This window comes from Rickettsia tillamookensis (assembly GCF_016743795.2).
GTDB lineage: Bacteria > Pseudomonadota > Alphaproteobacteria > Rickettsiales > Rickettsiaceae > Rickettsia > Rickettsia tillamookensis.
In genome coordinates this window covers 1,001,204-1,025,028 of record NZ_CP060138.2, presented here as the reverse complement: position 1 = coordinate 1,025,028, position 23,825 = coordinate 1,001,204, and the positions used below count along the sequence as shown (strand labels likewise).

Here is a 23,825-nt window from a genome sequence, read left to right as displayed (position 1 = left end):
TTTGGTATAATAATATTATTAGTAAGTCATATTAAATAATTATTAACATGTATATCAATACTTTAGCCATTACTTCTAAAGGACAAATCGTTCTACCAAAAAAAGTTAGAGAGATCTTAAATAGTAATATTATTTCTATAGAAATTGATGATAATAACAAAGTTATATTATCTCCTGTTTCAGATGTAGGAGGCAGATTTGCAAAATATAAAAAAAATACCGAACTTTCTTTTGAAGAAGTAAGAGATAAAGCTTGGAAAGATAGTGTATTTTCGCATCATAAAAATGTTAAGGAAATACAATGAAATATATATGTGATACAAATTTTATTGTTAGATATTTGCTTGCCGATGATAAAGATATGTTTAATCATACAAGAGAAATATTTGAACAAGTCAAAGTAGGACAGATTATTTTAATAATAGAACAAACTATATTTACTGAAGTAATATTTGTTCTATCTTCTGTTTATAAAATTTCTCGCAATGAAATCTCTATTACTTTATCAGATCTACTTACTTATAAAGGTATACATTGTGAAAAAGAATGTTACCTAAATGCTTTAGAATATTATACGAAATATAATATTCATATAGTTGATTGTATATTATTAGCTAAAGCCAAATCTTTAAATATGCCTTTACTTACTTTTGACCAAAAATTACTTAATTTAGTCAATAAAAACTGAGTGTATTTACGTAAACATTCTAACTATGGGAATATTTGAAGGGTCGAGTAATTTTTTCATCTGTGAGAAAGTTTTTACTATATTTTCTACGGAAGTCTCAATAAATTTATCGGTTTCAATGTAATTCTCCGATTCGTCTTGAATATAAAAAAGAATAGATGAGACATAAACCGAGAGTAATAAACCTCTTTTGGTGTAATAGTTAAAATCAAGGGATTTATCACCGGCATAACGCCAAATAGCATCGCAACTACGGAAAGCAACTTCAGTTCCTTGCATTGGGTTTAACGCAAAATAAGCGGCATTCTTACTATGAATAATAGGAAGTACCGATTTGATTCGGATCTTTACCGCTAAAAATATTTTTTCTCTTATTTTTTGAGGTTCTTCTACCTTGCTTAAGCTCTCTAACATAATATTATCTAAATAGCTTTCAAAAAATTCTATTATTTCAGATAAACCTTCCGGAAAAACTATTAAACTATAGCCTTTAGCAAAGCCGCATTTTTCTTCTGCTTCTTCAAGTAGCTTATTATTCCATTCATTAAACGGTAATAATTCTAATAAAGATTGCACGAAGCTTATTTTTTTGATATTGTGTTCTTCCTGAATGTTCATATTTTTAACCTTGACATAATAACTTAATTATATAGATAATATAAGTTATTGTCTAACCCTATAATATCTTTTAAGGAGAGTAATTTTAGTGATACTAGTAAATGTTCACGCCGGTAATTGTGACAATACGCTTAAGAATTTTAAGAAAAAGCTACAAAGAGAGCTTTATTTTCGTAAGATGAAAGAACAGCGTTATTATGAAACACCTTCAGCGAAGCGTGTTCGTAAAGCACAAGAAGCAGCAAGAAGACAGAGAAAATTTGCTCGTAAAAAAATGTTTGATGAATAAAATTTCAAACAATTTTAATACTAAATAAAAAGCTAGAAATATTAATATTTCTAGCTTTTTTGTTATGTAGGTTGCTTTGTAATTTTCTGTCGTTATGCCATAGTCCGATGTCATTCCCGCAGAAGCGGGAATCCATTACTTTAAAGCTTTTTAAAAGCTTGATTTATCTCGCTTTTTTTGGATTCCTGCTTCCGCAGGAATGACATTAAAGTACAAATATTCCCAATTAGCTTTTTTTATGCTATAAAGAACTGTTATAGTCATATTAAACAGTATCTATGCTTAGTTATCTTAAACAAAATTTACGTTCTTATTTTTCTAGTAGAGTACTAATTTTTACTTTAGCAATAGCAGCTATTATTTTTGCCTGTGCTACTTTTTATGTAATATCTTTAGAATCAAAGAATTTTAGTACGATTATTGGATTTTTATTAGTTGATTTAGCAATTTTTTTAATTTTAGGCGTTTTACTAACTCAAAAATTTTTTACTCAAAATAGTAATAACGATAGTTCTAAATTACAAAATCGTATTGTAATTGCTTTTAGTTTAGTTGCAGCTATTCCAACTATAATTGTCTCAGTATTTTCTGTTTATTTTTTTAATCTTAGTGTTCAAGCTTGGTTTGATAAGAAGATTTCTACGGTTCTTGATCAATCGGTAATAGTTGCGGAATCTTATATTGCCGAGCATAAATTACAGCTAAAAGAAACGGCTCTAGCCGTTGCTGAAGATTTAAGCGATATGTATTATGATTTAATTCATAATCCCGCTTTATTTACTAAAACACTTAATACCGAAGCAGAGATGCGTTCGCTTGATGAAGCTATAGTTTTAAACAAATCTACTAATACTATAGTAGCTAATAGTTATTTAAGTTTTTCATTATCATTTGCAACTATTCCCGCACATTTAATTAAAAAAGCAGATTTAGGGGAACCGGTGGAAGTAAAATCCGATCCAACCAAAATAAGGATGCTGATTAAATTAAAAGAATATAATGATGTGTATTTATTAGTCGGTAGATTAGTAGATAATAAAATTATCGACCATGTAGATGCAACTAACGGAGCAGCTGCCGAGTATAATAGCCTTAAAAACGAAATAGATAATATACAGATTAAGTTCTCTATAATGTTTATCTTTATTGCCTTATTACTTCTTTTTGTAGCTATAAGTTTTGGGGTTATATTTACCGCTAAAATAGTAAAGCCTATTAAAAAATTAGTTACTGCAACTGACAAAGTTAAAGACGGTGATTTAACGGTACAAGTGCCTGAAAATGAAGTAGATAAAGACGAAATAGGTACGCTTTATGCGGCATTTAATAGAATGATTAAGCAGCTTTCCCGTCAGCAACGTGATTTAGTTATAGCACAGAGAGCGATGGCTTGGTCGGATGTTGCAAAAAAAGTAGCCCATGAAATCAAAAACCCGTTAACTCCTATTTTACTTGCTTCTGAAAGATTGCTTAAGAAATTTAGTCCTGAAATTAAGGAAAAGGCAGAATTTGAAAATTATTTAAAAATGATTATTCGTCATACTAACGATATTAAAAATATAGTGTCCGAATTTGTTCTTTTTGCACGTCTTCCTGCTCCTAAATTTACGAAGAGTGAATTAGTTTATTTAGTTAAGCATATTGTTGAAGCACGTAAATTACTTAATGAGAATATTTTATATAAATTTGAGTCTAACGTAGATCAATTTGATTTTATGTGTGATGCTACCCAAATAAATCAAGTTATGATCAATTTATTGAAAAACGCAGAAGAGTCAATAGAAGGGCGAGAATCCGGAAAAATAGAAGTTACTATAGATGCTAAAGATGATTTTATTAGCGTTATTGTAATAGATAACGGTAAAGGATTCCCACCTGAGCTAATAGGCAAAGCTACCGAAAGCTATGTTACGACCAGCAGTAAAGGTATGGGAGTAGGGCTTGCTATAGTCAAAAGAATAGTTGAAGAACATTGCGGCATTCTAGATATAGCGAACAGAGAAGAAGAGGGAGCAGTAATCGATATAAAATTCGATTTAAAAGAGCTGGATTTGAAAGCCGGACGTCAAAAGTAGGGCTACAGTAGTGAGTTAGGCTTTCTAAAAATTGCTTATTGAATTTCTATTTTCAGAAAGCCTGTGATTGTAATTTTTAAAAGTTTCTTTTAGTCACCCCCATGCCTGATTTCTCCGCCGCTGTAATTATCGCCTTTACCACCAGGATCATAAACATTCCCTCCAACATTTACATCGTGAGGACACTTATCTCCCCACGATTCTTTAGTGCTTTCACACGCAGCTCTAGTAATAGAATCAAAAAAACCACTGAAAAAATTTGAAGGACCACTCTTATCATTTTTAGAACCACTTTTGTCTTTACTCATAAAACCTCTACATTATTTAATTATTGATAGCTGCAAAAACTAATTATTTTTGCAGCTATAATTGTAAATTAAAAATTTATAGTATAAAATAAAACCATACGATCAAATGAGTATAATTTTTATGCTTATAGTAATTATGCAACTATAAATTATATAAGGTTTAAAATATGCTATCAAAAATAGTTTTTATTATATCAATACTTATATTATCAAATTTTAATGTTTATGCAGATGAAAAATTTAAACATGATATTATTCCTACGGCTACTTTATTTTTACCGCCTGACCAACTTAAGTTAGATTTTAGCCCAAACGGAAAATATATTAGTTATTTTGGAAAGTATAATAAAGGAGCAAGTTTACTGATTGTAGATAGTGAAAATTCAAAAAATATTATAGATTCTTTTAATTTGGAACAAGGTATATATGATTATATGTGGGCTTATGATAGTAAGCATATTCTTTATTTGCAAAGTAAAGATAATTACAAAAGTAATCAACTATACATATATAATTTAGAAACAAAAAATATAACATTAATAACTCTTGAAAGTAAGATTAAAGTTAAATTCTTTGCTAAAAGGGTAAATACGCCGCATAAAATCTTAATTGGCTTGAAGTCTCTAGATCAGCAGTATTTTGATATTTATGAATTAAATCTTCTTGATTATACCAAAAAGCTTATCATGAAGAATAACAAATTTTTTGGTTTTCTAATTGATAATGATCTTAATATTCGTATTGGAATGCGTGAAAATAATAAAGGTGAAAAAGAATATTTTCAGTTAAAAAATAATAAATGGATATTTTTGATGAAGTTAACTCCTCAAGATATCGATAATACCAAGTTTCTTAATTTTGATACTAGTGGAAATAATATTTATTTACTTGATGGTCGAGGTAATGGAACGGTTACTCTTAAATTACTAAATTTAAATAACAGAAAATTGAAATTATTAGCTAAGGATGATAAGACAGATATTAATATTTTAACTGTACATCCGGTTACTAGAGAGGTTCAAGCAGTAGTAACTGAATATGATAAAGCTATGTATAAATTATTAGATTTTTCTATTAAAGAAGATATTGAATATCTTGAAAAATTTAATTTAGGTAACTTGCATATTATACATCGTAGTCTAGATGATAAAATTTGGATTGTTGCTTTTGACAGCGATATTAAACCTTTTAAGTACTACAAATATAATAGAGAAAATAAGCAAATTAAATTTTTACTTAGTAGTAAATCTGAGTTAGAAAAATATTCTCTTGCTCCTATGAATCCGGTAATTATTAAATCTAGGGACGGCTTAGATTTAGTTAGTTATCTTACTTTGCCTAATAATACTACAGTATTATCTAATAAAATTTATCCAAATAAACCTTTGCCTTTAGTTCTTTTAGTTCATGGAGGACCAAACCGTAGAGATAGATGGGGAATGAATAAAGAGCATCAATGGCTTGCAAGCCGAGGATATGCTGTTTTAAGTGTTAATTTTCGTGGGTCAACAGGCTTTGGTAAAAGTTTTCAAAATGCCGGAAATGGAGAGTGGGGCAGAAAAATGCAATATGATTTAATAGATGCAGTTAATTGGGCTATTAAAAATAAAATAGCCGATCCTAAAAAAATTGCTATTATGGGACCTAGTTATGGTGGGTACGCAGTACTTGCGGGTTTAACTTTTACACCTGAACTTTTTGCTTGCGGTATAGATATTGCCGGTCCTCCTGACCTAATAGCATCTTTAAAAAATCTTCCTGAAAATTACAATTTTAAAGGAAATAAATTAGAAATAAACATAGGACCTTATAAAACGCAAAAGCAAAGGGAAAAGTTAATAAAACAATCCCCTATAACTTATGCTAATAATATAACAAAACCATTACTTATAATTCAAGGAGCTAAAGATTCAATAGTAAAACAAACTGAATCGGACAAAATGGTAGAAGTAATGAATAAACATAATATTCCTGTAATATATGCTTTATATAAAAATGAAAATCATAATTTTTGTGATCCATATAGTAAAATATCGTATCACTATATAACAGAACGCTTTCTAGCAAAGCATCTTGGAGGGAGGTTTGAACCCTTGGATGATGAGGTTTTAAATAACCCTAATTTAGTGTTAAACGGGCAAACTCCTTCTGAAGAATTATTAGAGAATTTGTTAAATAAATAGGTATTAAATAAAAAAATAAAATAATTTCAAAATTGTAGTTGACAGGGCTGATTATATTGCATATAACTACACCTATCCAAAGCGATAAATGAAAAAAAGTCGCAGCTGTTTTTAAAAGTAAATAATTAGATATAGATAGTGACAGTAAACATGTACATATCACAAAAGTGATAATTAAACCTGTCAATTTTTTAAAGTAAAACTGACAGAATCAAACTTGAGAGTTTGATCCTGGCTCAGAACGAACGCTATCGGTATGCTTAACACATGCAAGTCGGACGGACTAATTGGGGCTTGCTCCAATTAGTTAGTGGCAGACGGGTGAGTAACACGTGGGAATCTGCCCATCAGTACGGAATAACTTTTAGAAATAAAAGCTAATACCGTATATTCTCTACGGAGGAAAGATTTATCGCTGATGGATGAGCCCGCGTCAGATTAGGTAGTTGGTGAGGTAACGGCTCACCAAGCCGACGATCTGTAGCTGGTCTGAGAGGATGATCAGCCACACTGGGACTGAGACACGGCCCAGACTCCTACGGGAGGCAGCAGTGGGGAATATTGGACAATGGGCGAAAGCCTGATCCAGCAATACCGAGTGAGTGATGAAGGCCTTAGGGTTGTAAAGCTCTTTTAGCAAGGAAGATAATGACGTTACTTGCAGAAAAAGCCCCGGCTAACTCCGTGCCAGCAGCCGCGGTAAGACGGAGGGGGCTAGCGTTGTTCGGAATTACTGGGCGTAAAGAGTGCGTAGGCGGTTTAGTAAGTTGGAAGTGAAAGCCCGGGGCTTAACCTCGGAATTGCTTTCAAAACTACTAATCTAGAGTGTAGTAGGGGATGATGGAATTCCTAGTGTAGAGGTGAAATTCTTAGATATTAGGAGGAACACCGGTGGCGAAGGCGGTCATCTGGGCTACAACTGACGCTGATGCACGAAAGCGTGGGGAGCAAACAGGATTAGATACCCTGGTAGTCCACGCCGTAAACGATGAGTGCTAGATATCGGAAGAATCTCTTTCGGTTTCGCAGCTAACGCATTAAGCACTCCGCCTGGGGAGTACGGTCGCAAGATTAAAACTCAAAGGAATTGACGGGGGCTCGCACAAGCGGTGGAGCATGCGGTTTAATTCGATGTTACGCGAAAAACCTTACCAACCCTTGACATGGTGGTCGCGGATCGCAGAGATGCTTTCCTTCAGCTCGGCTGGACCACACACAGGTGTTGCATGGCTGTCGTCAGCTCGTGTCGTGAGATGTTGGGTTAAGTCCCGCAACGAGCGCAACCCTCATTCTTATTTGCCAGCGGGTAATGCCGGGAACTATAAGAAAACTGCCGGTGATAAGCCGGAGGAAGGTGGGGACGACGTCAAGTCATCATGGCCCTTACGGGTTGGGCTACACGCGTGCTACAATGGTGTTTACAGAGGGAAGCAAGACGGCGACGTGGAGCAAATCCCTAAAAGACATCTCAGTTCGGATTGTTCTCTGCAACTCGAGAGCATGAAGTTGGAATCGCTAGTAATCGCGGATCAGCATGCCGCGGTGAATACGTTCTCGGGCCTTGTACACACTGCCCGTCACGCCATGGGAGTTGGTTTTACCTGAAGGTGGTGAGCTAACGCAAGAGGCAGCCAACCACGGTAAAATTAGCGACTGGGGTGAAGTCGTAACAAGGTAGCCGTAGGGGAACCTGCGGCTGGATTACCTCCTTAAAGACTAAATTAGTATATTGCTTATATTTATATAAGTAATTTTACTCAGTCCAAATATTTACTGTCACTATCTTTAACTAATTGTTTGCTTTTAAGACTATAATTTTCTTTTCTCAATTTCCTATATCTCTTCTCAAAAACAATCCTATCTTTTCTAAAGAAAAAATTAAAGTAATGGGTAACAAAACTTATTTGCTTATGTACTCATTAGACTTATTGCATATACTCTTTCTAAAGGCAGGTTTGTCTACAGAATCTAGTAATTCTTGACATATTTTTATATTAATAATATCTTTTTATTAAAATTTTGGAGATATTTAGATTAACTTATGAAAATTGCTAAATCACAGGCAAAGATACTTTTTTCAGCATTAGATGAATGGAATAACACCGGTTTACTTGATGATAATACGACTATATTACTTAAAAACGATATAGAAATATTAAATTTTGATTGGAAGAAATTAGCTAGATATTCTTTTTGGATTTCTTTAATATGTATAGTTATTGCTATTAATGCTATTTTGTCTGATCGTTATCTACGAGAATTATTAGAATATATTTTTAATGCTCCGTATCTGCTGAAATTTATTACCTTATCAACTTTATCGGGAATAATTTATTTTGTTGGTTTTAAAAGACAGCAACAAAAACCAGAGAAAATTTTTAGCAATTGGGCAATATTATTTTTAGGGGTCTTAACCACTGCTTGTGCTATTTATCAACTAGGAAAAGCATTTGATTCAGGGAGTGGTCATTTTTCCATTTTATTGCTTTTATCTTTTATTGTTTATGCCATATTAGGATATTTCTCTAAATCAAATTTAATTTGGTGCTTTGCTTTAATTTCACTAGGGAGTTGGATGGGAGCAGAAACCGGGTATATGTCAGGATGGGGAGCATATTACTTAGGTATGAATTATCCATTACGTTTTATATTATTTGGAGGAATCTTAACATTTTTTGCTCTTGCACTAGAGGAAAATAAAAAATTCAATCATTTTACTCAAGTAACTCTTGTAATTGGTTTATTATATTCATTTATTGCAATGTGGTTATTATCAATATTTGGAAATTATGACCCTGAAGATTATTACTTAAACTCGGTAAAACCGATAGAATTATTTCATTGGTCTTTATTATTTGCTTTAATGTCCGGAGCAGCTATTTATCACGGTTTAAAACAAGATAATTCTATAACTAAGGGATTCGGAGTTACTTTTTTATTTATTAATTTATATACAAGATTTTTTGAATATTTTTGGAATACAACTCATAAAGCAGTATTTTTTACAATTCTAGGAATAAGCTTTTGGTGGCTTGGAAGTAAAGCAGAGAAAATTTGGAATCTTACTGCGAAAAAATAATTAATATATAAAGTTCTGCTTTTATAAGGAACGTATATATTTAGATAGAACTTAAAAAATCGGCGGTAATGTCTTTTTAAGTTCTCTAATGCTGAACATTTAATAACTGTTGTTATTTTTCATGTTGTGGACTCTTTGCTTTTTTTAGCTGCAAATTATAAGATTTTTTTAAAATAGGAGATATCCTCTCAAAAATCTTATCCATTAAATCTATTTTGTTAACAGTCTCATAAAGTAGTTTTTAAACAATAATATATAAATTAATTACTTTTAATTCATAAAATGTCTTAATAAAACATAATAAATATCCTACAATAATATTAAAAAATATTAAGGGTAAAATATATGAATTACTTAGGATATGGTGGTATTTCTCTTGGTACAATACTTGCAATAGTAATATCATTTAATGTGAATAAATCAATATTATGGGCTATCATTCATGGGTTTTTTGGATGGTTTTATATTGTATATTATTTGTTATTTAGAAAATAAGGGATACAAAATCGATATACCAATACGAAAAGATCAAAGTAGCAGAAAAGATAAAATGCTATAAAAATTGCATTTATAAAAAGCTTATTCTTTATTACAAAATATGTAGGAATTATTAGAAATAAAAATAAGATACCTAACTCAATAACTTCTTTGTCAAACCAAGAAATGTTTCCATCTTGTCGAAAGTTATCATATAATTCTAGCAAATGTATTATTATAGTGTTAAGTACATTAATTATATTCTAAAAATGTTAATATTAAAACTTCAAATTATATAACCAAATGTTTCTGAAGAGTTATAAAGTTTGATTTAAATTATGAAATTTGTTAATCTCTACAAAAACATATTTGAGATTATATGATAACTACATATTTAAAGGAAAATAATTCTATAGTAAAAAATGAAGAATATATTATTAATGAATCCACATTATGGATTGATTTATTCAATATAACCGATGAAGAAAAAGTAATAGTAAAAAATACATTAAATATAGAAATACCGACTTTAAAGGATATATCACAAATTGAGATCTCCGAGAGGTTATATGTTGAAAATGAGGCGTTATATCTAACTATTACGGAACTCGTTAATAAAGAGCAAGAATTTCCTGAAACACATTCTATAGTATTTATTTTGCATAAAGGTTGTCTTATAACAGTTCGTTATGTAGAATTAATACCCTTTAATGACTGTATAAATAAATTTGCTAAGCAGCTTAATAACAAACATAATGCAGAAAATATTTTATTTATGTTACTTCGTAATATGGTAACAAGATTATCGAATATTGTACAGTCGATTAGTATGGATATTGATGATTATGGACGTTTAATACTTGATAATAACATTAATGATTTGCGTATAGATCATACCAATGTATTAAAGAAAATAGGTCGAAAGGGTGATTTACTTTCTAAAAGTCGTGAGTGCTTATTTTCTTTAACTATGGCTATTCAATATATTTTAAAATCTCCACAAATAACTCAAAATAAAGCATCTAAGGATCTATTAGATACATTGCTTCGAGACGTAGACTCAATAATTAATTTTTCACAATTTATATCTAGTGAGATTGCAAGAACTCTAGACGCAGCACTTGGTATGATTGCTATTGAACAAAATAATATTATTAAAATTTTCTCGTTGGTTACTATATTTTTTCTCCCACCCACTTTAATAGCCAGTATTTACGGTATGAATTTTACCGTAATGCCTGAGCTTAAATCACCATATGGTTATCCTATAGCCTTATTCTTAATGCTATTATCTACAATTATTACCTATAAATATTTTAAGAAACGGAAGTGGTTGTAAGTTTTTATTGATAATAGTTAAGCTCTGTGGGCATTTCTAAAAAGGTTTAATTTTGATTATTTTTTGCTGCAAATTATAAGATTTTTTTGAAATATGAATAACTATTCCGGCAAAAATCTTATTAATTTTCGCTAAAAAATCTCTCAAAATAGTAAATCAATTAAAAATGTTCACAGAGCCTAGAGAGAATTTTACATAAAAATCAATGACCGTATTTTATAGTCAATTGATTTGTACTCGCCTACTAGTCTATAGGTTTCGCTCCTTGCTTCTTGTATGAAAATCCAATTGAATTGACTATATGACATTGACACTATCTTAATTAATTATTATATTACCAAAAGTTAAAATTTCTTAAATTTTAATTTAATAATAATTAGGATTTGAATATGAGCGAATTAGATTTTGAAGTAGAAAAGACAAGTTTTGTAGTAAGTGTTATTGATGCTATTGAAGAGTATATAAAAGCAGAATTTTTATTTGACTATGAAAAGCAAAAAGAAAATTTTCAGTATATTTACAATAATTTAAAGTACCTTAACCAATCAATGCCTATTGAGAATGCTGAGGTTATGAAAGAGTTTTTCAGATTAAAATCAGAATTTAGAAAATATATTAAAGATAAAGATAAGAATGTAGATAAGGAGTTTTTGAAGGTAATATATATAGAGTCTTCTAAATTTATAAAAGAAAAAATTGTAGAAGTAGAGAACAAAATAGAGCGTATTAAAAACGGTCAAGCTGAAAATGAAGAAGAAAAAGAGGCTTATAACTGGAGTAAGAGTAATGAATTAAAGCAAAAAGAAATAGAAGATGCGTATAAGAAAAAACAAGATGAGGAAAGTATAGACAATTATAAACAATTAAGTGTAGAGGTGCAAGCGTCAAGGCCTAAAGCATCAACAGAAAAGCATTTGTTAGTTAAAGATGGAATGTTAAGTGCAGGAGAAATAGAATCTATTATTTCAAATTATCCATTGTTAGAGATATTAGCTAGTAGTTATTCCAGGGAAAATAACATAAATGAAGATAGAATTATTGAAGCTAGAATTATAGTAAGAAGATTATTTGAAATTGCTCGTAATTATTATGAAGATGATAAGCAAAAAGGCATAAATGAACTTGGAGCAATAAACTATACAAAAGCAACTTATCTTCTTAATGAAAATATTCAAAAATTACTTAAACAAAAGCAACTTAGTTTTAAAGATATTGATTACGTAGTTGGTAATGAGTTAGAGAAGTTATGTGAGTTAATAGCAGGAAATAGTACAATCCTTACTCTTAATAATGACCAGCTACATAGCGGTAATGATTTTTTTGATTTAGCAATATTAGGTAGATTAGAAGAAACTCTCAAAAAATTATCCGAGGATTTTACGGTAAATGATGAGCGGATAAAATTCTATAGAACACTAACAGAGGAAAATGATAAAAAATTCTTTTTTGAAAATTGGAAGTTAATAAAATGGTTTTCCGATACCATAACTTATAAGGAACTATTGCAGTTGTTACCTAGTAAAAAATTTTTATTAGATCTCTTAAAAGATAAAAATCTATATAAACTAGCAGAAAAAATGACTATTGCTAAAAATGAGTTACTTGAAATGTCACAAGAGGCACAAGAAAATTATTTAAAAGAAATAAAGATTGAAGATTGTTTAGATATTCATTTAGACTCTATGAATATAAATACTCTTAGACTTGTTCTAGAATCAAATACGATTCTTACTAATATCTCATTCAATTCTGATACTACCGTAATTATAGAAACAGGAAAATCTTTGAATATCGCTGGTCTACTAACTATAGGATCAGGAAGCATTTTAAATATATCTGGTGAGGGTACACTAACTCTAGGATCAAATATTGTTTCAAAAAATATAATAGAAAATATAAATTATAAAGGAATAACTCCTGAAATTCTTTTAAATAAGACTATTGCACTCAATTTAAATTTTACGGAAGAAAATACGGATAGTAATTCAGATATAACAATATTAGGAAATACTGATCTGGAGATTCAATAAACAATCTTTCAAGTTCTTTCTAAACTCTGTTTGTATAACTCAACTAGGATAAGATTTTTTTAAATCTTATCCTTTCTTGCCTTATTTGTAATGCCATTATCTATAATTATCAACTCTAAATTTTCTCTTGACTTTTTTAAGAATTACCACATTCTATGGAAATTATCACGTAATATGGTAACTAAATTAATTGGATAAAGATGTAAATATGCAAAAAATATTGCTTAAAGGCCCTGATGTAAGTATAAAAAATGAAAATCCTGATATCAAAGAAATAAAAACCTTAGCTGACTTACCTTCAGCTACAGATAGTGAATATTTTATAAATGCACATGGATCAGAGTTTTTCTATAAACCTACTAATTTAGGTTTATGGGGAAAAATTAAATCATATTTTATGCCTGAGCCTTCTTACTTATTAATTAGTACATTTGCTGATGAAGGTACAACTTCTGTGTTAGATATCACACTGCTTAATAAAATACAAAATAATACCACTGAAAATCAATGTAACATTGTTCATATATTTTCTTGTCATTCAGGGGCAGCTCAACATCATTTAGATTATGTACAGGGCAATATGGTGTTATGTACTTATAACAAAGCCGGCGATGCAAATATTATGCAATTAGCTCAAAATAATTATGATGCTAGAACAAAAAATGACTCTTCACTGATTGAGTATATACGAGATAATTTTCATTTATTAGCAGCATCAAATTTTAGTATAAGCTATAAATTAGACAATCAAATTCATAATTTTTCTTTAAGTGCTGATAAAATTAAAAACATGAAAAGTATTGAGGAGTTGCCGGCTTTTTTACATAAAGAATATGAAGCTTTTGTAAAGTTTTATAAAAATATTCATTCGGAATATCATGAATCATATCCCGAAATATTTAATTTAAATATAGAAACAGAACCGAAAGAACTAGCACAAGCTGAGTTAATCAGAGTATTTAGTAGAGTTTTAACCTTAGAAACATATAATTTTAATAAATTTTCTCTAAGCAAGATAGAGACTATGTTAAATCAGAAGGGATTATACACTGATAGCAGTATAAGTAAAGCTATAGAGCAAGGGAATAACGAACTATTAATTTGTTTACTTAAGTATGATAATACTAAAATAAGCTTTTCTAATCTTAATAATGCTATAGAGAAAGGCGATTTAGCTATTCTAAAAGCTGTAGTACTACAAAGATAGAGTCTTATAGTCTTGATAAGGCTATAGAGAAAGGTGATTTAGATATTCTGAAAGCTGTACTTGAGCATCCTACTATAAAGGTAAACAGCTATACTATTTCTACGGCAGAAGAGACGCATAATTTGGAAGTTATGGAATTAGTAAAAAATTATAATCCTGCTATAAATACTATTATATCTGAAGAAGCTACTATAGATACAGCACTTACTGTAGTAGAAGAAGTACCGGTATTAGGATAGGGGATAGAGGGAGCATAAGTAATAAAATTCAATATTATTCCCGTGGAAGGTTTGCTTGTATGGATATCTAATGATCATTGCGAGTGACTAAAGGCGTTGTTGCATGGCTCGGTTTTTTTGTTGTCATCCCCTGGACAAGTCGGTGTTGTTGCATAGCTACCAAATCGTCATTGCGAGGAGCGAAGCGACGTGGCAATCTAGAAAAAATAATAAAAAAATTCTGTAAATCAGAATTTTTAACTGGATTGCTTCGTCGAATTACTATGTAATTCTTCTCGCAATGACGAAAAACTGAGCCATGCAACAAAGCTGGACAAGCCACGGTATGACACCCAGCAGGTTTTCCGAGCCATGCAACAATGCCGCTTTTAGCTAGGAATGACATCGGTATCCACACAACAATGTCTCCTCGCAATGACGGAAAAACCGCTCCACAGCGAGCAATGTTAAGCCATTCAATAAAATCTAAATATTTCTTAGAATTATTTTACTTAATTCACAATTCAAATGTGAGAAGTTTATCTCTTCAAATCCTTTTCTTGGAATAATAATCATTGCGAATTTTATAGCTTTAAGCTTAGAATCACTAACAATAATTCTAACTAGATGTCTTATACGTCTTTTAATTTTATTGCGAACCACAGCTTTTTTATTTAGCTTTCTGCTAACTTTGATCCCTAAAAAGGTGTTATATTTTGATTCAAGGAAGATTTTAGGAAGTTTTTTGGCTATTACCAAAATAAAATATCTCTCATGGAACTTCTTTCCAAGCTTATTTATAAGCTCAAATTCTTTTTGATTTTTTAAAGAGGTAATAGACAATTTGATAAGTCAGATTATTTTAAGCAGATAATTTATGTCTACCTTTAGCACGACGTTTTCTTAAGATTGCTCTTCCGGTTGGAGTAGCCATTCTAGATCTAAAACCATGTCTTCTTTTTCTAACTAAATTGCTAGGTTGAAATGTACGTTTCATAATATTTATACCGAACGAAAATAAAAATTAATTGTTATAAACATGTCATTCCATGGCTTGTCCACGGAATGTTGTATCACAGCTTGTGTCCTGAGATCCCGTGGACAAGCCACGGGATGACAATTAAACTAAATATGTGCTTTTGCTTTTTCTACGATACTTGCGAATCCATCACTGTTATTGACGGCAAGTTCTGCAAGTACTTTACGATCTATATCGATTTCTGCTTTTTTAAGAGCTCCCATAAATTGAGAGTAAACAAGCCCATGCTCTCTTACTGCTGCATTTATTCTTTGAATCCATAAGCCTCTGAAATCACGCTTACGATTTCTACGGTCTCTGTAAGCATATTGAAGGGCTTTTTCTACTTTTTCAATAGCTACTCTAAAACAGCTATTAGCTCTACCCCTATAGCCTTTGGCTAATTTAAGGATTTTTTTATGTCGATTTTTGGAAATTTTTCCTGATTTTGCACGTGTCATTGCTTAGCTCCTAATTAAATTAATTAATACCGTACGGTAAAAAATATTTTTTAATATTATATCCGTCTTGAGGACAAAGTATTGTAGTTCCTCTAAGGTTACGAATTTGAGCTTTAGTACGACGACGCATAAAATGTTTTTTACCTGCTTGAGATGCGATAACCTTGCCGGTAGCAGTAAGTTTAAAACGTTTTTTTACGGCAGATTTTGTTTTTAATTTAGGCATATTTATTCCTTATAATTGGTATTTACTAGATTTAAACCGTAATTAGGCATACCAAAGCCACGTACAGATAGAAAACTAGATAATAGATTTTTTTATTAATTATTGCAAGATTTTTTTTAAGAGACCATATGTAAATAAATTTTTAATTAAATCTAAATTAATTATTGATTTTTTAAGAAAAAATCATATTCTAAGTGTTATAAATTCAATCTAAAATTAAGATTCTATGAAAAATACTAATTTTCAAGATATTACTAATTATATCCTTAATGCACCAAGCGGAAAACCAATTAGATTTCATATCCCTAAAAATTGCAGCATTACGGTAGATGATAGAATGCTTCAGTTACTTGAGGGAAGACCTTATATTAGATTTATATGTGATGAAAATCCAGAATCAGTAGTATTAGAATTAGGGAAGAGTTACCAGCCTTTTATTATAAATGATAAGTTAGAGATGACTCCTTTAGGTGATGCACCTATGAATAATATTGCAGAACTCGATTAAATTGTTATTGAGTAAACAACTCTATTATTTTTTAAAACTATTTGCTATAATGGGGGATTCTGAATACATAATTAATACTGAAAATGTTCGGACAAAATCCTAAAAGAAGCATATTAAACGGTGACGGTACTAAGTTAGAGGTACAGTCTATTTTTAAGACTATACAAGGAGAAGGCATTTTTGTAGGTTGTCCTGCGATCTTTATTAGACTCGGAGGGTGTAATCTTGCTTGTAATTTTTGTGATACCAAGTTTGAAGATTTTAAGTTAGTAGATATAGCTGAGATTTTGAATAAAGTCGAAAGCTTGGCATTAAATTCTAAAAATGAAAAATCAATCAGTTTAGTAGTAATAACTGGCGGTGAGCCGATGCGTCAACCTATAGAGTTGCTATGCCAGAAGTTATTAGACCGAGATTTTAAAGTCCAAATAGAGACTAATGGTACGTTATATCGCTCTTTGCCAAATGAAGTGTCTATAATTTGTTCGCCGAAAGCGGGTAAAAACGGTTATAGCAAAATAAGAGAAGATTTGTTGCCTAAAATTAGTGCAGTGAAATTTATCGTTGCTAAAAATATTTTAGAATATAATCTCATACCGGAAGTAGGGCAAACAGCTTATAATATACCGGTTTTCGTGCAACCTATGGATCAAAACAACCAAAGACTTAATGACGAAAATAATGAGTTAGCAGTAAAATTAGCATTAGAAAGTGGTGCTAGGTTGTCCTTGCAAACTCACAAGTTTTTAGGGATTGAGTGAGATACTCGTTTTATTTGAAAAATTTACGTCATTGCGAGAAGAATTACGTTAGTAATTCGACGAAGCAATCCAGTAAAAAATTCTGATTTACAGAATTTTTTTTATTATTTTTTTTTGGATTGCCACGCTCCTTTCAGTCGCTCGCAATGACGATACCAACCATTCTCTAAGCGATGCCTTATGAGGCATTTTACAAAATACTTGAATTTTATATTAATTGAAGCTATTATAATCTTTTTTAAGTTTAAAGTGTTGAAATAATGAGTGAAATATTAGAGCTTGAAGCTAAATCCCGTAATGAATTCGGGACAGGAGCGGCAAGAGCATTAAGAAGAGAAGGGCGTGTTCCGGCTATTATTTACGGTGCAGGTAAAACACCTGTCAGTATTTCTTTAGAAGAAAAGGAAATAACCAAATATTATAGAAAGCCGGCTTTTATCTCTCAGTTAATTAATTTAACGATTGATAAGAAAAAATATAAAGTATTACCGAAGGCCGTGGAGTTACATCCTGTTACGGATATAGTACGCCATGTTGATTTTGTCTTTTTAGAAGAGAAAACTCAAAAAATGGAAGTACCTGTAGTATATGAAGGGAAGGAAAGAGCTTTAGGCGTTAAAAGAGGTGGGTACTTTAATATAGTAAAAAGAAGAGTTACTTTATTATGTGATGTTAATAATATCCCAAGAAACGTAACTATCGACGTTACTAATATGCCTATTGCTACTTCGCTCAAATCTTCAAAAATAGAATTACCGAAAGGCTGTAGCTTTGTTACAAAAAAAGAATTTGTCCTTGCAACTATAATAGGACGCAGAGGAGCAAAAACCGAAGCTGAAAGTGAACAACAAGCCGCTGAAGCAGGGAAGTAAGCTGCTTGGATGCGCTACTGTCACCCCGTGGCTTGTCCACGGGGTCTAGTTAAAAATACTAATAATATTAGTATTTTTAGTTGTTTTACTGGATACCGTGGACAAGCCACGGTATGACAATAAGAACATTTTTCGATCCACGCGGGCAATGCCGTTAGAAACGAGAATGACATTCTGAATGTTCATATACTTCTTCCAAACCATATTTCTTCAAAAATTTTCCATTCATTACATTTTAGGTAAATATTATGATTCTTGTTATTGGTCTTGGTAATCCAGGAAAAGAGTATCAATATACGAGGCATAATATCGGTTTTATTGCTATAGAGAAAATAGCAGAGCAATATAATTCCTCATTTAGTACAAAGAAAAAATTCAATTGCGAGATTGCTGAAAGTACTAGGGATGAACAAAAGATAATTTTTATCAAGCCTACTACCTATATGAACTTGTCCGGCAAGTCAGTGATATCAGTGAAAACATATTATAATATCCACCCCGCAAAAATCTTTGTTATTCATGATGATATTGATTTAGAAACAGGTAGAATAAAATTCAAAACGGGTGGCGGTAACGGCGGGCATAACGGTTTAAAATCAATTGACGGTGTTATAGGCAATAATTATAATCGCATTAGGGTTGGGGTAGGTAGACCGCAAAATAATCAGGATGTAGCAGATTACGTACTGAATAATTTCCCTAAATCCGAGTATGAAACCGCATTGCAAGCTATAGATAAAATCACTAATAACTTTGATTTAGTATTAGAGAATAAATTAGAAGAATTTAAGAATAAGATTGGATAAGTGTGGATTGGTTTTTCGTCATTGCGAGAAGGCATTGTTGTGTAGATCAATTTTACCTCTGTCATCCCGTGGCTTGTCCACGGGATCCAGTTAAAAATACTAAAATTATTAGTATTTTTTATTGTTTTTCTGGACCCCGTGGACAAGCCACGGGGTGACATAGTGGGGTTTACCGGTCCACGCTGGTAATGCCTCCTCGCAATGATGATTTGGTATCCACGCAGGAACGATATAAAAAGAAAAAATTTATGACGCAAGGTTTTGAAATTGTTTATGCCGAAGAAATGGATAAAGCATATTCAGCTATAATTTGGGATGCTTTTAATAAAGAGGCTAGAGAAAAGAAAAATTTAAGAGGCGATCTAAAATCTTTTTCTTTTTCATTATTAGATCAAAATAAGGATTTTATCGGGGGAATTAGCGGAATAAGTTTTTGGGGGGCTTTATATGTTAGTTCATTATTTGTAAATGAAAATTATAGAAACCAAAATTATGGCAGCTTGTTAATAGAAAAAGCCGAAAATCTAGCACGTGAACGTAGCTGTACATTTGTTTGTTTATCGACTATGGACTTCCAAGCAAAACCGTTTTATGAGAAGCTAGGATATAAAATAGAATTTACAAGACACGGTTATGAGAAAGATTCTATTATGTACTTATTAAGGAAAAATTTATGACACTAAAACTTGGAATTGTTGGGTTACCGAATGTCGGTAAGTCGACGTTATTTAATGCCTTAACGGCAAGTCAGGCTGCGGATGCCGCTAATTATCCGTTTTGTACTATTGAGCCTAATAGTAGCAAAGTTTCAGTCCCGGATGAGCGTTTACATAAACTCGCAAATTTAGCCGGAAGCGGTAAAATTATACCGTCTTATATTGAGTTTGTTGATATTGCAGGGCTCGTTAAAGGTGCAAGTAAAGGGGAGGGGCTTGGTAATAAGTTCTTGTCTCATATCAGGGAAGTCGATGCAATATTGCATGTACTACGTTGCTTTGAAGATGAGGATATAACGCACGTACATAATAAAGTCGACCCAATTCACGACCTTGAGGTTATTGAAACAGAGTTAATACTTGCTGATATAGAATCGGTTGAAAAGCGTTTAGCAACAAGTGAAAAACGCTTGAAGTCAGGCGATAAAACAATGGCAGAGCAGATAGAGCTGTTAAAAGAGGTTTATAAAGTGCTGGCAGACGGTAAACCTGCAAGAGTGTTAAATGAAACTTTAGGAGCTGATAATTTAAAGCAATTGCAGTTAATTACTTCTAAGCCCGTTTTATATATATGTAACGTACTTGAAAAAGATGCTGCAGTCGGTAATGAATTTACAAAATTAGTAGCAGAAAGAGCGAAGAAAGAAAACGCTAAAAGCGTTGTAATTTCTTCAAAAATAGAAGCTGAGATTGCTTTGCTTGAAAGCATGGAAGAAAAAGAAGAGTTTTTAAAATTTATAGGTTTAGAGGAAACTGGGCTTAGTAAAGTTATTAAAGAGGGGTATAATCTCTTAAACCTTAAAAGCTTTTTTACTATAGGACCAAAAGAAGCTCATAGCTGGACTTTTAAAGACGGTACGTTTGCCCCGGCTGCTGCTGGTATTATTCATACTGATTTTGAAAAAGGCTTTATCAGAGCAGAAGTTATCGGCTATGAAGATTATATAAATCTTGGTAGTGAGGCAAAAGCTAAAGAGGTAGGCAAAATGCGTTTAGAGGGTAAAGAATATAAAATGCAGGATGGAGATATAGTACATTTTAGATTTAACGTATAGCTACTATGGGTACTGCTAACTAAAAGCGGATATCGTTATTGCGAGGAGGCATTGTTGTGTGGATCGGTTTTCCGTCATTGCGAGAAGAATTACGTAGTAATTCGACGAAGCAATCCAGTAAAAAATGCTAAATTTAGCATTTTTTTATTATTTTTACTGGATTGCCACGCTCCCTACGGTCGCTCGCAATGACGAGTTGGTATCCACGCAACAATGCCTTCTCGCAATGACGGAAAAATACTTAAAATACCGAAAAAAGTAATATTATGAAAACAATTTTACCTGATCGCTCGCTAAAAATCCAAGCAAGGCTTAATTTTATAGTGCAGCAAATTTTAGATATTGCACAAGATAAAATTGCCATGATTATCTTGTATGGTTCGTTTGCTAGAGGCGATTGGGTACGTGATTTGCCTAACGGTTACCATAGCGATACCGATATTTTAATAATTTTAAAAAAAGGTAAATATAAAGGACATGTTACTTTAAGGTTGGAAGATAAAATATATAAAAGATTAGAAAAGACGGGAGTAATAAAAGATCAGATTATCCCATATGATTCAGAAATATCTATAATTCTTGAATCAATAGACGAGGTAAATAGTCAGTTAGAGATAGGGCGTTATTTTTACACAGATATTAAAAAAGAAGGCATACTTTTATACGATAGTAAGGAATTTACCTTAAGCGAAGCTAAAGATTTACCTTGGAGTGAGATGAAAGAAATTGCTAAAGATTATTATGAAGAGTGGTTTAGAAGTGGATGCGGATTTTTGATTGATTGTAAATATCCATTTGAAAGAGGTGAGTTAAATAAAAGTGCTTTTTATCTTCATCAAGCTACCGAGAGTTTATATAGTGCTATTTTATTAGTTTTTTCTAATTATAAACCAAAACTCCATGATATAAAAAAGTTAGGTAGTAGAGCAGCAAATTATAATAGTGAGTTATTGCAAGTGTTTCCTATTGCAACTCCCGAACAAAAAGAATGTTTTAAATTACTTCGCAAAGCTTACGTTGATGCGAGATATGATAAAAATTATAAAATTACTAAAGAACAGCTACTTTACGTGATTGAGAGAGTAGAAAAATTAAAAACGCTAACGGAAAGAATTTGTTTGGAGCGGATTAATCAGTAAAAGCGGCAGTATTTATTTATGTTATTCCTGCGGAGGCGTGGCATTGTTGCGTGGCTCGGCTTCACCTTTGTCATTCCGTGATTTATTCACGGGATCCAGTTAAAAATACTAATATTATTAGTATTTTTAGTTGTTTTACTGGATACCGTGGACAAGCCACGGTATGACACCGAGCGGGTTTTTCGAGCCATGCAACAACGCCCTTCGCTCCTCGCAATGACGATTTGGTATCCACGCAGGCAATAACACGCGGGAATGACATAAACGAGCCATGCAACAAAGCTGATTTCTGCAATCAACAGAATGACATAAAAATGTAGTTTACAACACTTATGAAAATTATTGCGAAGATTCCGGCATGGATGCTTCTATGCTTATTTATTTTATCACCGACTACGGAAACAATTTATACTTCAGGATTACCGAGTTTAACCAAATATTTCGGCATTGACGGCGGTATTACTCAAATTACCTCTACATTATATTTTTTAGGATTTGCTCTCGGTATATTAACGCTTGGCAGATTATCGGATATTTACGGTAGAAGACCTATAGCTTTACTCGGGCTTTTTATTTATGTTGTATCTTCAATTATTAGCATTTTTGCAGTTAATATAGAAATGCTGATGATAGCTCGTTTTGTACAAGCTTTTGGGGTAAGTGTAGGCTCTGTTATTGGCAGGCTATGGCTAGAGATTCCTATCACAAGGCTCAGAGTTATCATATGTCTATGCTAGTCTATCTCCGTGGCTGTTATTTATCCCTTCACTCGGTTCATCTATAGGGGGCTATATTATAGAATATTCAAACTGGCATTATGTGTTTGTATTTTTTAGTCTTACCGGTACTATATTACTAGCTTTATATTATAAAGTTTTACCTGAAACAAATTCTTATATAGATTTCTCGCAAAGTAGTAAATATTTTGAGGTTTTGCAGGTAATTATTAAAGATAAAATTCTTTGGTTATATGCTTTTATCATTGGTGCATTTAACGGCATATATTATGGTTTTTTCATAGAAGCTCCTTTTATTTTTATTGATAAAATGAAAGTTGCCCCGTCTTTTTACGGTAAATTAGCGTTTCTATTATCTTTTGCCGCTATCTTTGGAGGGTTTTTAGGAGGGTATTTAATAAAAAAACGCCATGTACACGATAAAAAAGTTATGGGCTTAGGATTTATTTTTAGTGTGTGTGGTTGTATATTATTTGCACTAAATGCTTTTATATTAGAGTTTGTTCAAACAAGTCAAAATCTTGCAATTGCTATGATATTTGTACCGATGATGATTCATATGGTTGGGCATAGTCTACTTATTCCTATAACGCTTCGTTATGCTCTTGAGGATTACGCTAAAGTAACAGGTACAGCAGGATCTATATTCGGTGCAATATACTATGTAGTTATCGCTGCCGTAACTTATTTGGTTTCTAAAATACACAGCGAAACGATAAGCAATTTTGCTTTATTATGCTTCGTTTTAAGTATTAGTTCTGCTATTTCGTTTTATTGCATTTAGGTTTTATATAAGAAAAAGTCAAGTATTTCTAACTAAAGATAGGTGTCGTCATTGAGAGTGACCGTGGGTCTTGTTGCATGGCTCGGTTTTTCGTCATTGTGAGGAGGCATTGCCTGCGTGGACCGCTAAAACCCACTGTGTCACCCCGTGGACAAGCCACGGTATGACACCGAGTGCGTTTTTGATCCACGCAGGCAATGCCACGCAGGAATGACATTAAGAAAGTTAGAG

Annotated in this window: 22 protein-coding genes, 1 rRNA gene and 3 pseudogenes; 19 read left to right on the top strand and 7 right to left on the bottom strand. The window is 31.9% G+C overall.

Annotation, left to right across the window (positions count from 1 at the left end):
- Nucleotides 1–47: 47 nt before the first annotated feature.
- Nucleotides 48–305, top strand: coding sequence for an AbrB/MazE/SpoVT family DNA-binding domain-containing protein (locus H6P87_RS05040; protein WP_202068829.1), 258 nt, complete (start codon nt 48–50; stop codon nt 303–305).
- On the top strand, nt 302–688 hold the full coding sequence (locus H6P87_RS05035) for a PIN domain-containing protein (protein WP_202068820.1): 387 nt from the start codon (nt 302–304) through the stop codon (nt 686–688). Before H6P87_RS05040 ends, H6P87_RS05035 begins: the two co-directional genes overlap by 4 nt.
- A 6-nt stretch (nt 689–694) precedes the next feature.
- Here the strand turns inward: H6P87_RS05035 and H6P87_RS05030 are convergent, their stop codons facing one another.
- Nucleotides 695–1,306 carry a COQ9 family protein gene (locus tag H6P87_RS05030; protein ID WP_202068812.1) on the bottom strand — a complete coding sequence of 204 codons (612 nt, stop codon included), beginning with the start codon at nt 1,304–1,306 and terminating at the stop codon, nt 695–697.
- A gap of 88 nt (nt 1,307–1,394) precedes the next feature.
- On the opposite strand from H6P87_RS05030, the gene rpsU reads away from it, so the two are divergent.
- Both rpsU and H6P87_RS05020 read left to right on the top strand, forming a co-directional pair.
- Nucleotides 1,395–1,595 carry a 30S ribosomal protein S21 gene (rpsU, locus tag H6P87_RS05025; RefSeq protein ID WP_012148483.1) on the top strand — a complete coding sequence of 67 codons (201 nt, stop codon included), beginning with the start codon at nt 1,395–1,397 and terminating at the stop codon, nt 1,593–1,595.
- A 278-nt stretch (nt 1,596–1,873) separates the two neighbouring features.
- Nucleotides 1,874–3,670, top strand: a complete 1,797-nt coding sequence (locus tag H6P87_RS05020) for a sensor histidine kinase NtrY-like (protein WP_202068810.1) — start codon at nt 1,874–1,876, stop codon at nt 3,668–3,670.
- 89 nt (nt 3,671–3,759) lie between these two features.
- Here the strand turns inward: H6P87_RS05020 and H6P87_RS05015 are convergent, their stop codons facing one another.
- Nucleotides 3,760–3,978, bottom strand: coding sequence for a hypothetical protein (locus H6P87_RS05015; RefSeq protein ID WP_202068808.1), 219 nt, complete (start codon nt 3,976–3,978; stop codon nt 3,760–3,762).
- A 167-nt stretch (nt 3,979–4,145) separates the two neighbouring features.
- Here H6P87_RS05015 and H6P87_RS05010 point away from each other — a divergent pair, with 167 nt between their 5' ends.
- The 7 genes and pseudogenes from H6P87_RS05010 to H6P87_RS04980 all read left to right on the top strand — a co-directional run bounded on the left by H6P87_RS05010 (nt 4,146) and on the right by H6P87_RS04980 (nt 14,532).
- Nucleotides 4,146–6,161, top strand: coding sequence for an alpha/beta hydrolase family protein (locus H6P87_RS05010; RefSeq protein WP_202068806.1), 2,016 nt, complete (start codon nt 4,146–4,148; stop codon nt 6,159–6,161).
- A 213-nt stretch (nt 6,162–6,374) separates the two neighbouring features.
- Nucleotides 6,375–7,873 (top strand): 16S ribosomal RNA (locus tag H6P87_RS05005).
- A gap of 329 nt (nt 7,874–8,202) precedes the next feature.
- Nucleotides 8,203–9,240, top strand: coding sequence for a hypothetical protein (locus H6P87_RS05000; RefSeq protein ID WP_246437778.1), 1,038 nt, complete (start codon nt 8,203–8,205; stop codon nt 9,238–9,240).
- A gap of 345 nt (nt 9,241–9,585) precedes the next feature.
- Nucleotides 9,586–9,735 carry a hypothetical protein gene (locus H6P87_RS04995; protein WP_011270767.1) on the top strand — a complete coding sequence of 50 codons (150 nt, stop codon included), beginning with the start codon at nt 9,586–9,588 and terminating at the stop codon, nt 9,733–9,735.
- 361 nt (nt 9,736–10,096) lie between these two features.
- The gene (locus H6P87_RS04990; RefSeq protein ID WP_202068804.1) at nt 10,097–11,056 is read left to right on the top strand and encodes a magnesium transporter CorA family protein; all 960 of its coding nucleotides are present in this window, start codon (nt 10,097–10,099) and stop codon (nt 11,054–11,056) included.
- Nucleotides 11,057–11,445: 389 nt separating this feature from the next.
- Nucleotides 11,446–13,086 (top strand): hypothetical protein, encoded by a 1,641-nt coding sequence (locus H6P87_RS04985; protein ID WP_246437776.1) that lies wholly within the window; start codon nt 11,446–11,448, stop codon nt 13,084–13,086.
- Nucleotides 13,087–13,294: 208 nt separating this feature from the next.
- Nucleotides 13,295–14,532, top strand: a pseudogene (locus tag H6P87_RS04980) (hypothetical protein).
- A gap of 465 nt (nt 14,533–14,997) precedes the next feature.
- Here H6P87_RS04980 and rnpA read toward each other — a convergent pair.
- The 4 genes from rnpA to rpmI form a co-directional block, all read right to left on the bottom strand.
- On the bottom strand, nt 14,998–15,354 hold the full coding sequence (gene rnpA / locus H6P87_RS04975; RefSeq protein ID WP_202068802.1) for a ribonuclease P protein component: 357 nt from the start codon (nt 15,352–15,354) through the stop codon (nt 14,998–15,000).
- A gap of 19 nt (nt 15,355–15,373) precedes the next feature.
- Nucleotides 15,374–15,508, bottom strand: a complete 135-nt coding sequence (gene rpmH, locus H6P87_RS04970) for a 50S ribosomal protein L34 (RefSeq protein ID WP_011270688.1) — start codon at nt 15,506–15,508, stop codon at nt 15,374–15,376.
- A gap of 128 nt (nt 15,509–15,636) precedes the next feature.
- Nucleotides 15,637–15,990, bottom strand: coding sequence for a 50S ribosomal protein L20 (gene rplT / locus H6P87_RS04965; RefSeq protein WP_040256020.1), 354 nt, complete (start codon nt 15,988–15,990; stop codon nt 15,637–15,639).
- Nucleotides 15,991–16,009: 19 nt separating this feature from the next.
- A complete protein-coding gene (gene rpmI / locus H6P87_RS04960) occupies nt 16,010–16,216 on the bottom strand; it encodes a 50S ribosomal protein L35 (RefSeq protein WP_202068800.1) in 207 nt (68 codons plus the stop codon).
- A gap of 226 nt (nt 16,217–16,442) precedes the next feature.
- Here rpmI and H6P87_RS04955 point away from each other — a divergent pair, with 226 nt between their 5' ends.
- The 3 genes from H6P87_RS04955 (at nt 16,443) to H6P87_RS04945 (ending at nt 18,357) form a co-directional block, all read left to right on the top strand.
- Nucleotides 16,443–16,724: a hypothetical protein gene (locus H6P87_RS04955; protein WP_202070173.1), complete on the top strand. Its 282-nt coding sequence runs from the start codon at nt 16,443–16,445 to the stop codon at nt 16,722–16,724.
- A gap of 83 nt (nt 16,725–16,807) precedes the next feature.
- A complete protein-coding gene (locus tag H6P87_RS04950; RefSeq protein ID WP_202068798.1) occupies nt 16,808–17,485 on the top strand; it encodes a 7-carboxy-7-deazaguanine synthase QueE in 678 nt (225 codons plus the stop codon).
- A 260-nt stretch (nt 17,486–17,745) separates the two neighbouring features.
- Nucleotides 17,746–18,357, top strand: a complete 612-nt coding sequence (locus H6P87_RS04945) for a 50S ribosomal protein L25/general stress protein Ctc (protein ID WP_202068796.1) — start codon at nt 17,746–17,748, stop codon at nt 18,355–18,357.
- A 48-nt stretch (nt 18,358–18,405) separates the two neighbouring features.
- On the opposite strand, the pseudogene H6P87_RS07555 reads toward H6P87_RS04945, so the two are convergent.
- Nucleotides 18,406–18,478 (bottom strand): annotated as a pseudogene (locus tag H6P87_RS07555) (permease); the annotation flags it as partial.
- Nucleotides 18,479–18,605: 127 nt separating this feature from the next.
- Here H6P87_RS07555 and pth point away from each other — a divergent pair.
- The 5 genes and pseudogenes from pth to H6P87_RS04915 all read left to right on the top strand — a co-directional run bounded on the left by pth (nt 18,606) and on the right by H6P87_RS04915 (nt 23,594).
- Nucleotides 18,606–19,163, top strand: a complete 558-nt coding sequence (gene pth, locus H6P87_RS04935) for an aminoacyl-tRNA hydrolase (protein ID WP_202068792.1) — start codon at nt 18,606–18,608, stop codon at nt 19,161–19,163.
- 188 nt (nt 19,164–19,351) lie between these two features.
- Nucleotides 19,352–19,840: a GNAT family N-acetyltransferase gene (locus H6P87_RS04930; protein ID WP_246437773.1), complete on the top strand. Its 489-nt coding sequence runs from the start codon at nt 19,352–19,354 to the stop codon at nt 19,838–19,840.
- Nucleotides 19,837–20,934 carry a redox-regulated ATPase YchF gene (gene ychF / locus H6P87_RS04925; protein WP_202068786.1) on the top strand — a complete coding sequence of 366 codons (1,098 nt, stop codon included), beginning with the start codon at nt 19,837–19,839 and terminating at the stop codon, nt 20,932–20,934. The genes H6P87_RS04930 and ychF overlap by 4 nt, the downstream gene beginning before the upstream one ends.
- Before the next feature lie 266 nt (nt 20,935–21,200).
- Entirely contained in the window at nt 21,201–22,073 is an 873-nt protein-coding gene (locus H6P87_RS04920) for a HEPN domain-containing protein (protein ID WP_202068784.1), read from the top strand.
- Between the two features lie 332 nt (nt 22,074–22,405).
- A pseudogene (locus H6P87_RS04915) lies at nt 22,406–23,594 on the top strand (Bcr/CflA family efflux MFS transporter).
- Nucleotides 23,595–23,825 lie beyond the last annotated feature (231 nt).

Excerpts from the sequence above, each read along its gene's own strand:
- H6P87_RS05020 (WP_202068810.1), top strand. The coding sequence starts at position 1,874 with ATGCTTAGTTATCTTAAACAAAATTTACGTTCTTATTTTTCTAGTAGA.
- ychF (WP_202068786.1), top strand. The coding sequence starts at position 19,837 with ATGACACTAAAACTTGGAATTGTTGGGTTACCGAATGTCGGTAAGTCG.
- H6P87_RS04950 (WP_202068798.1), top strand. The coding sequence starts at position 16,808 with ATGTTCGGACAAAATCCTAAAAGAAGCATATTAAACGGTGACGGTACT.
- H6P87_RS04930 (WP_246437773.1), top strand. The coding sequence starts at position 19,352 with ATGCCTCCTCGCAATGATGATTTGGTATCCACGCAGGAACGATATAAA.
- H6P87_RS05040 (WP_202068829.1), top strand. The coding sequence starts at position 48 with ATGTATATCAATACTTTAGCCATTACTTCTAAAGGACAAATCGTTCTA.
- rpmI (WP_202068800.1), bottom strand. The coding sequence starts at position 16,216 with ATGCCTAAATTAAAAACAAAATCTGCCGTAAAAAAACGTTTTAAACTT.
- H6P87_RS04945 (WP_202068796.1), top strand. The coding sequence starts at position 17,746 with ATGAGTGAAATATTAGAGCTTGAAGCTAAATCCCGTAATGAATTCGGG.
- rpmH (WP_011270688.1), bottom strand. The coding sequence starts at position 15,508 with ATGAAACGTACATTTCAACCTAGCAATTTAGTTAGAAAAAGAAGACAT.
- H6P87_RS05035 (WP_202068820.1), top strand. The coding sequence starts at position 302 with ATGAAATATATATGTGATACAAATTTTATTGTTAGATATTTGCTTGCC.
- pth (WP_202068792.1), top strand. The coding sequence starts at position 18,606 with ATGATTCTTGTTATTGGTCTTGGTAATCCAGGAAAAGAGTATCAATAT.
- H6P87_RS05015 (WP_202068808.1), bottom strand. The coding sequence starts at position 3,978 with ATGAGTAAAGACAAAAGTGGTTCTAAAAATGATAAGAGTGGTCCTTCA.
- H6P87_RS05030 (WP_202068812.1), bottom strand. The coding sequence starts at position 1,306 with ATGAACATTCAGGAAGAACACAATATCAAAAAAATAAGCTTCGTGCAA.
- H6P87_RS04955 (WP_202070173.1), top strand. The coding sequence starts at position 16,443 with ATGAAAAATACTAATTTTCAAGATATTACTAATTATATCCTTAATGCA.
- H6P87_RS04990 (WP_202068804.1), top strand. The coding sequence starts at position 10,097 with ATGATAACTACATATTTAAAGGAAAATAATTCTATAGTAAAAAATGAA.
- H6P87_RS05010 (WP_202068806.1), top strand. The coding sequence starts at position 4,146 with ATGCTATCAAAAATAGTTTTTATTATATCAATACTTATATTATCAAAT.
- H6P87_RS04995 (WP_011270767.1), top strand. The coding sequence starts at position 9,586 with ATGAATTACTTAGGATATGGTGGTATTTCTCTTGGTACAATACTTGCA.
- H6P87_RS04985 (WP_246437776.1), top strand. The coding sequence starts at position 11,446 with ATGAGCGAATTAGATTTTGAAGTAGAAAAGACAAGTTTTGTAGTAAGT.
- rplT (WP_040256020.1), bottom strand. The coding sequence starts at position 15,990 with ATGACACGTGCAAAATCAGGAAAAATTTCCAAAAATCGACATAAAAAA.
- H6P87_RS04920 (WP_202068784.1), top strand. The coding sequence starts at position 21,201 with ATGAAAACAATTTTACCTGATCGCTCGCTAAAAATCCAAGCAAGGCTT.
- H6P87_RS05000 (WP_246437778.1), top strand. The coding sequence starts at position 8,203 with ATGAAAATTGCTAAATCACAGGCAAAGATACTTTTTTCAGCATTAGAT.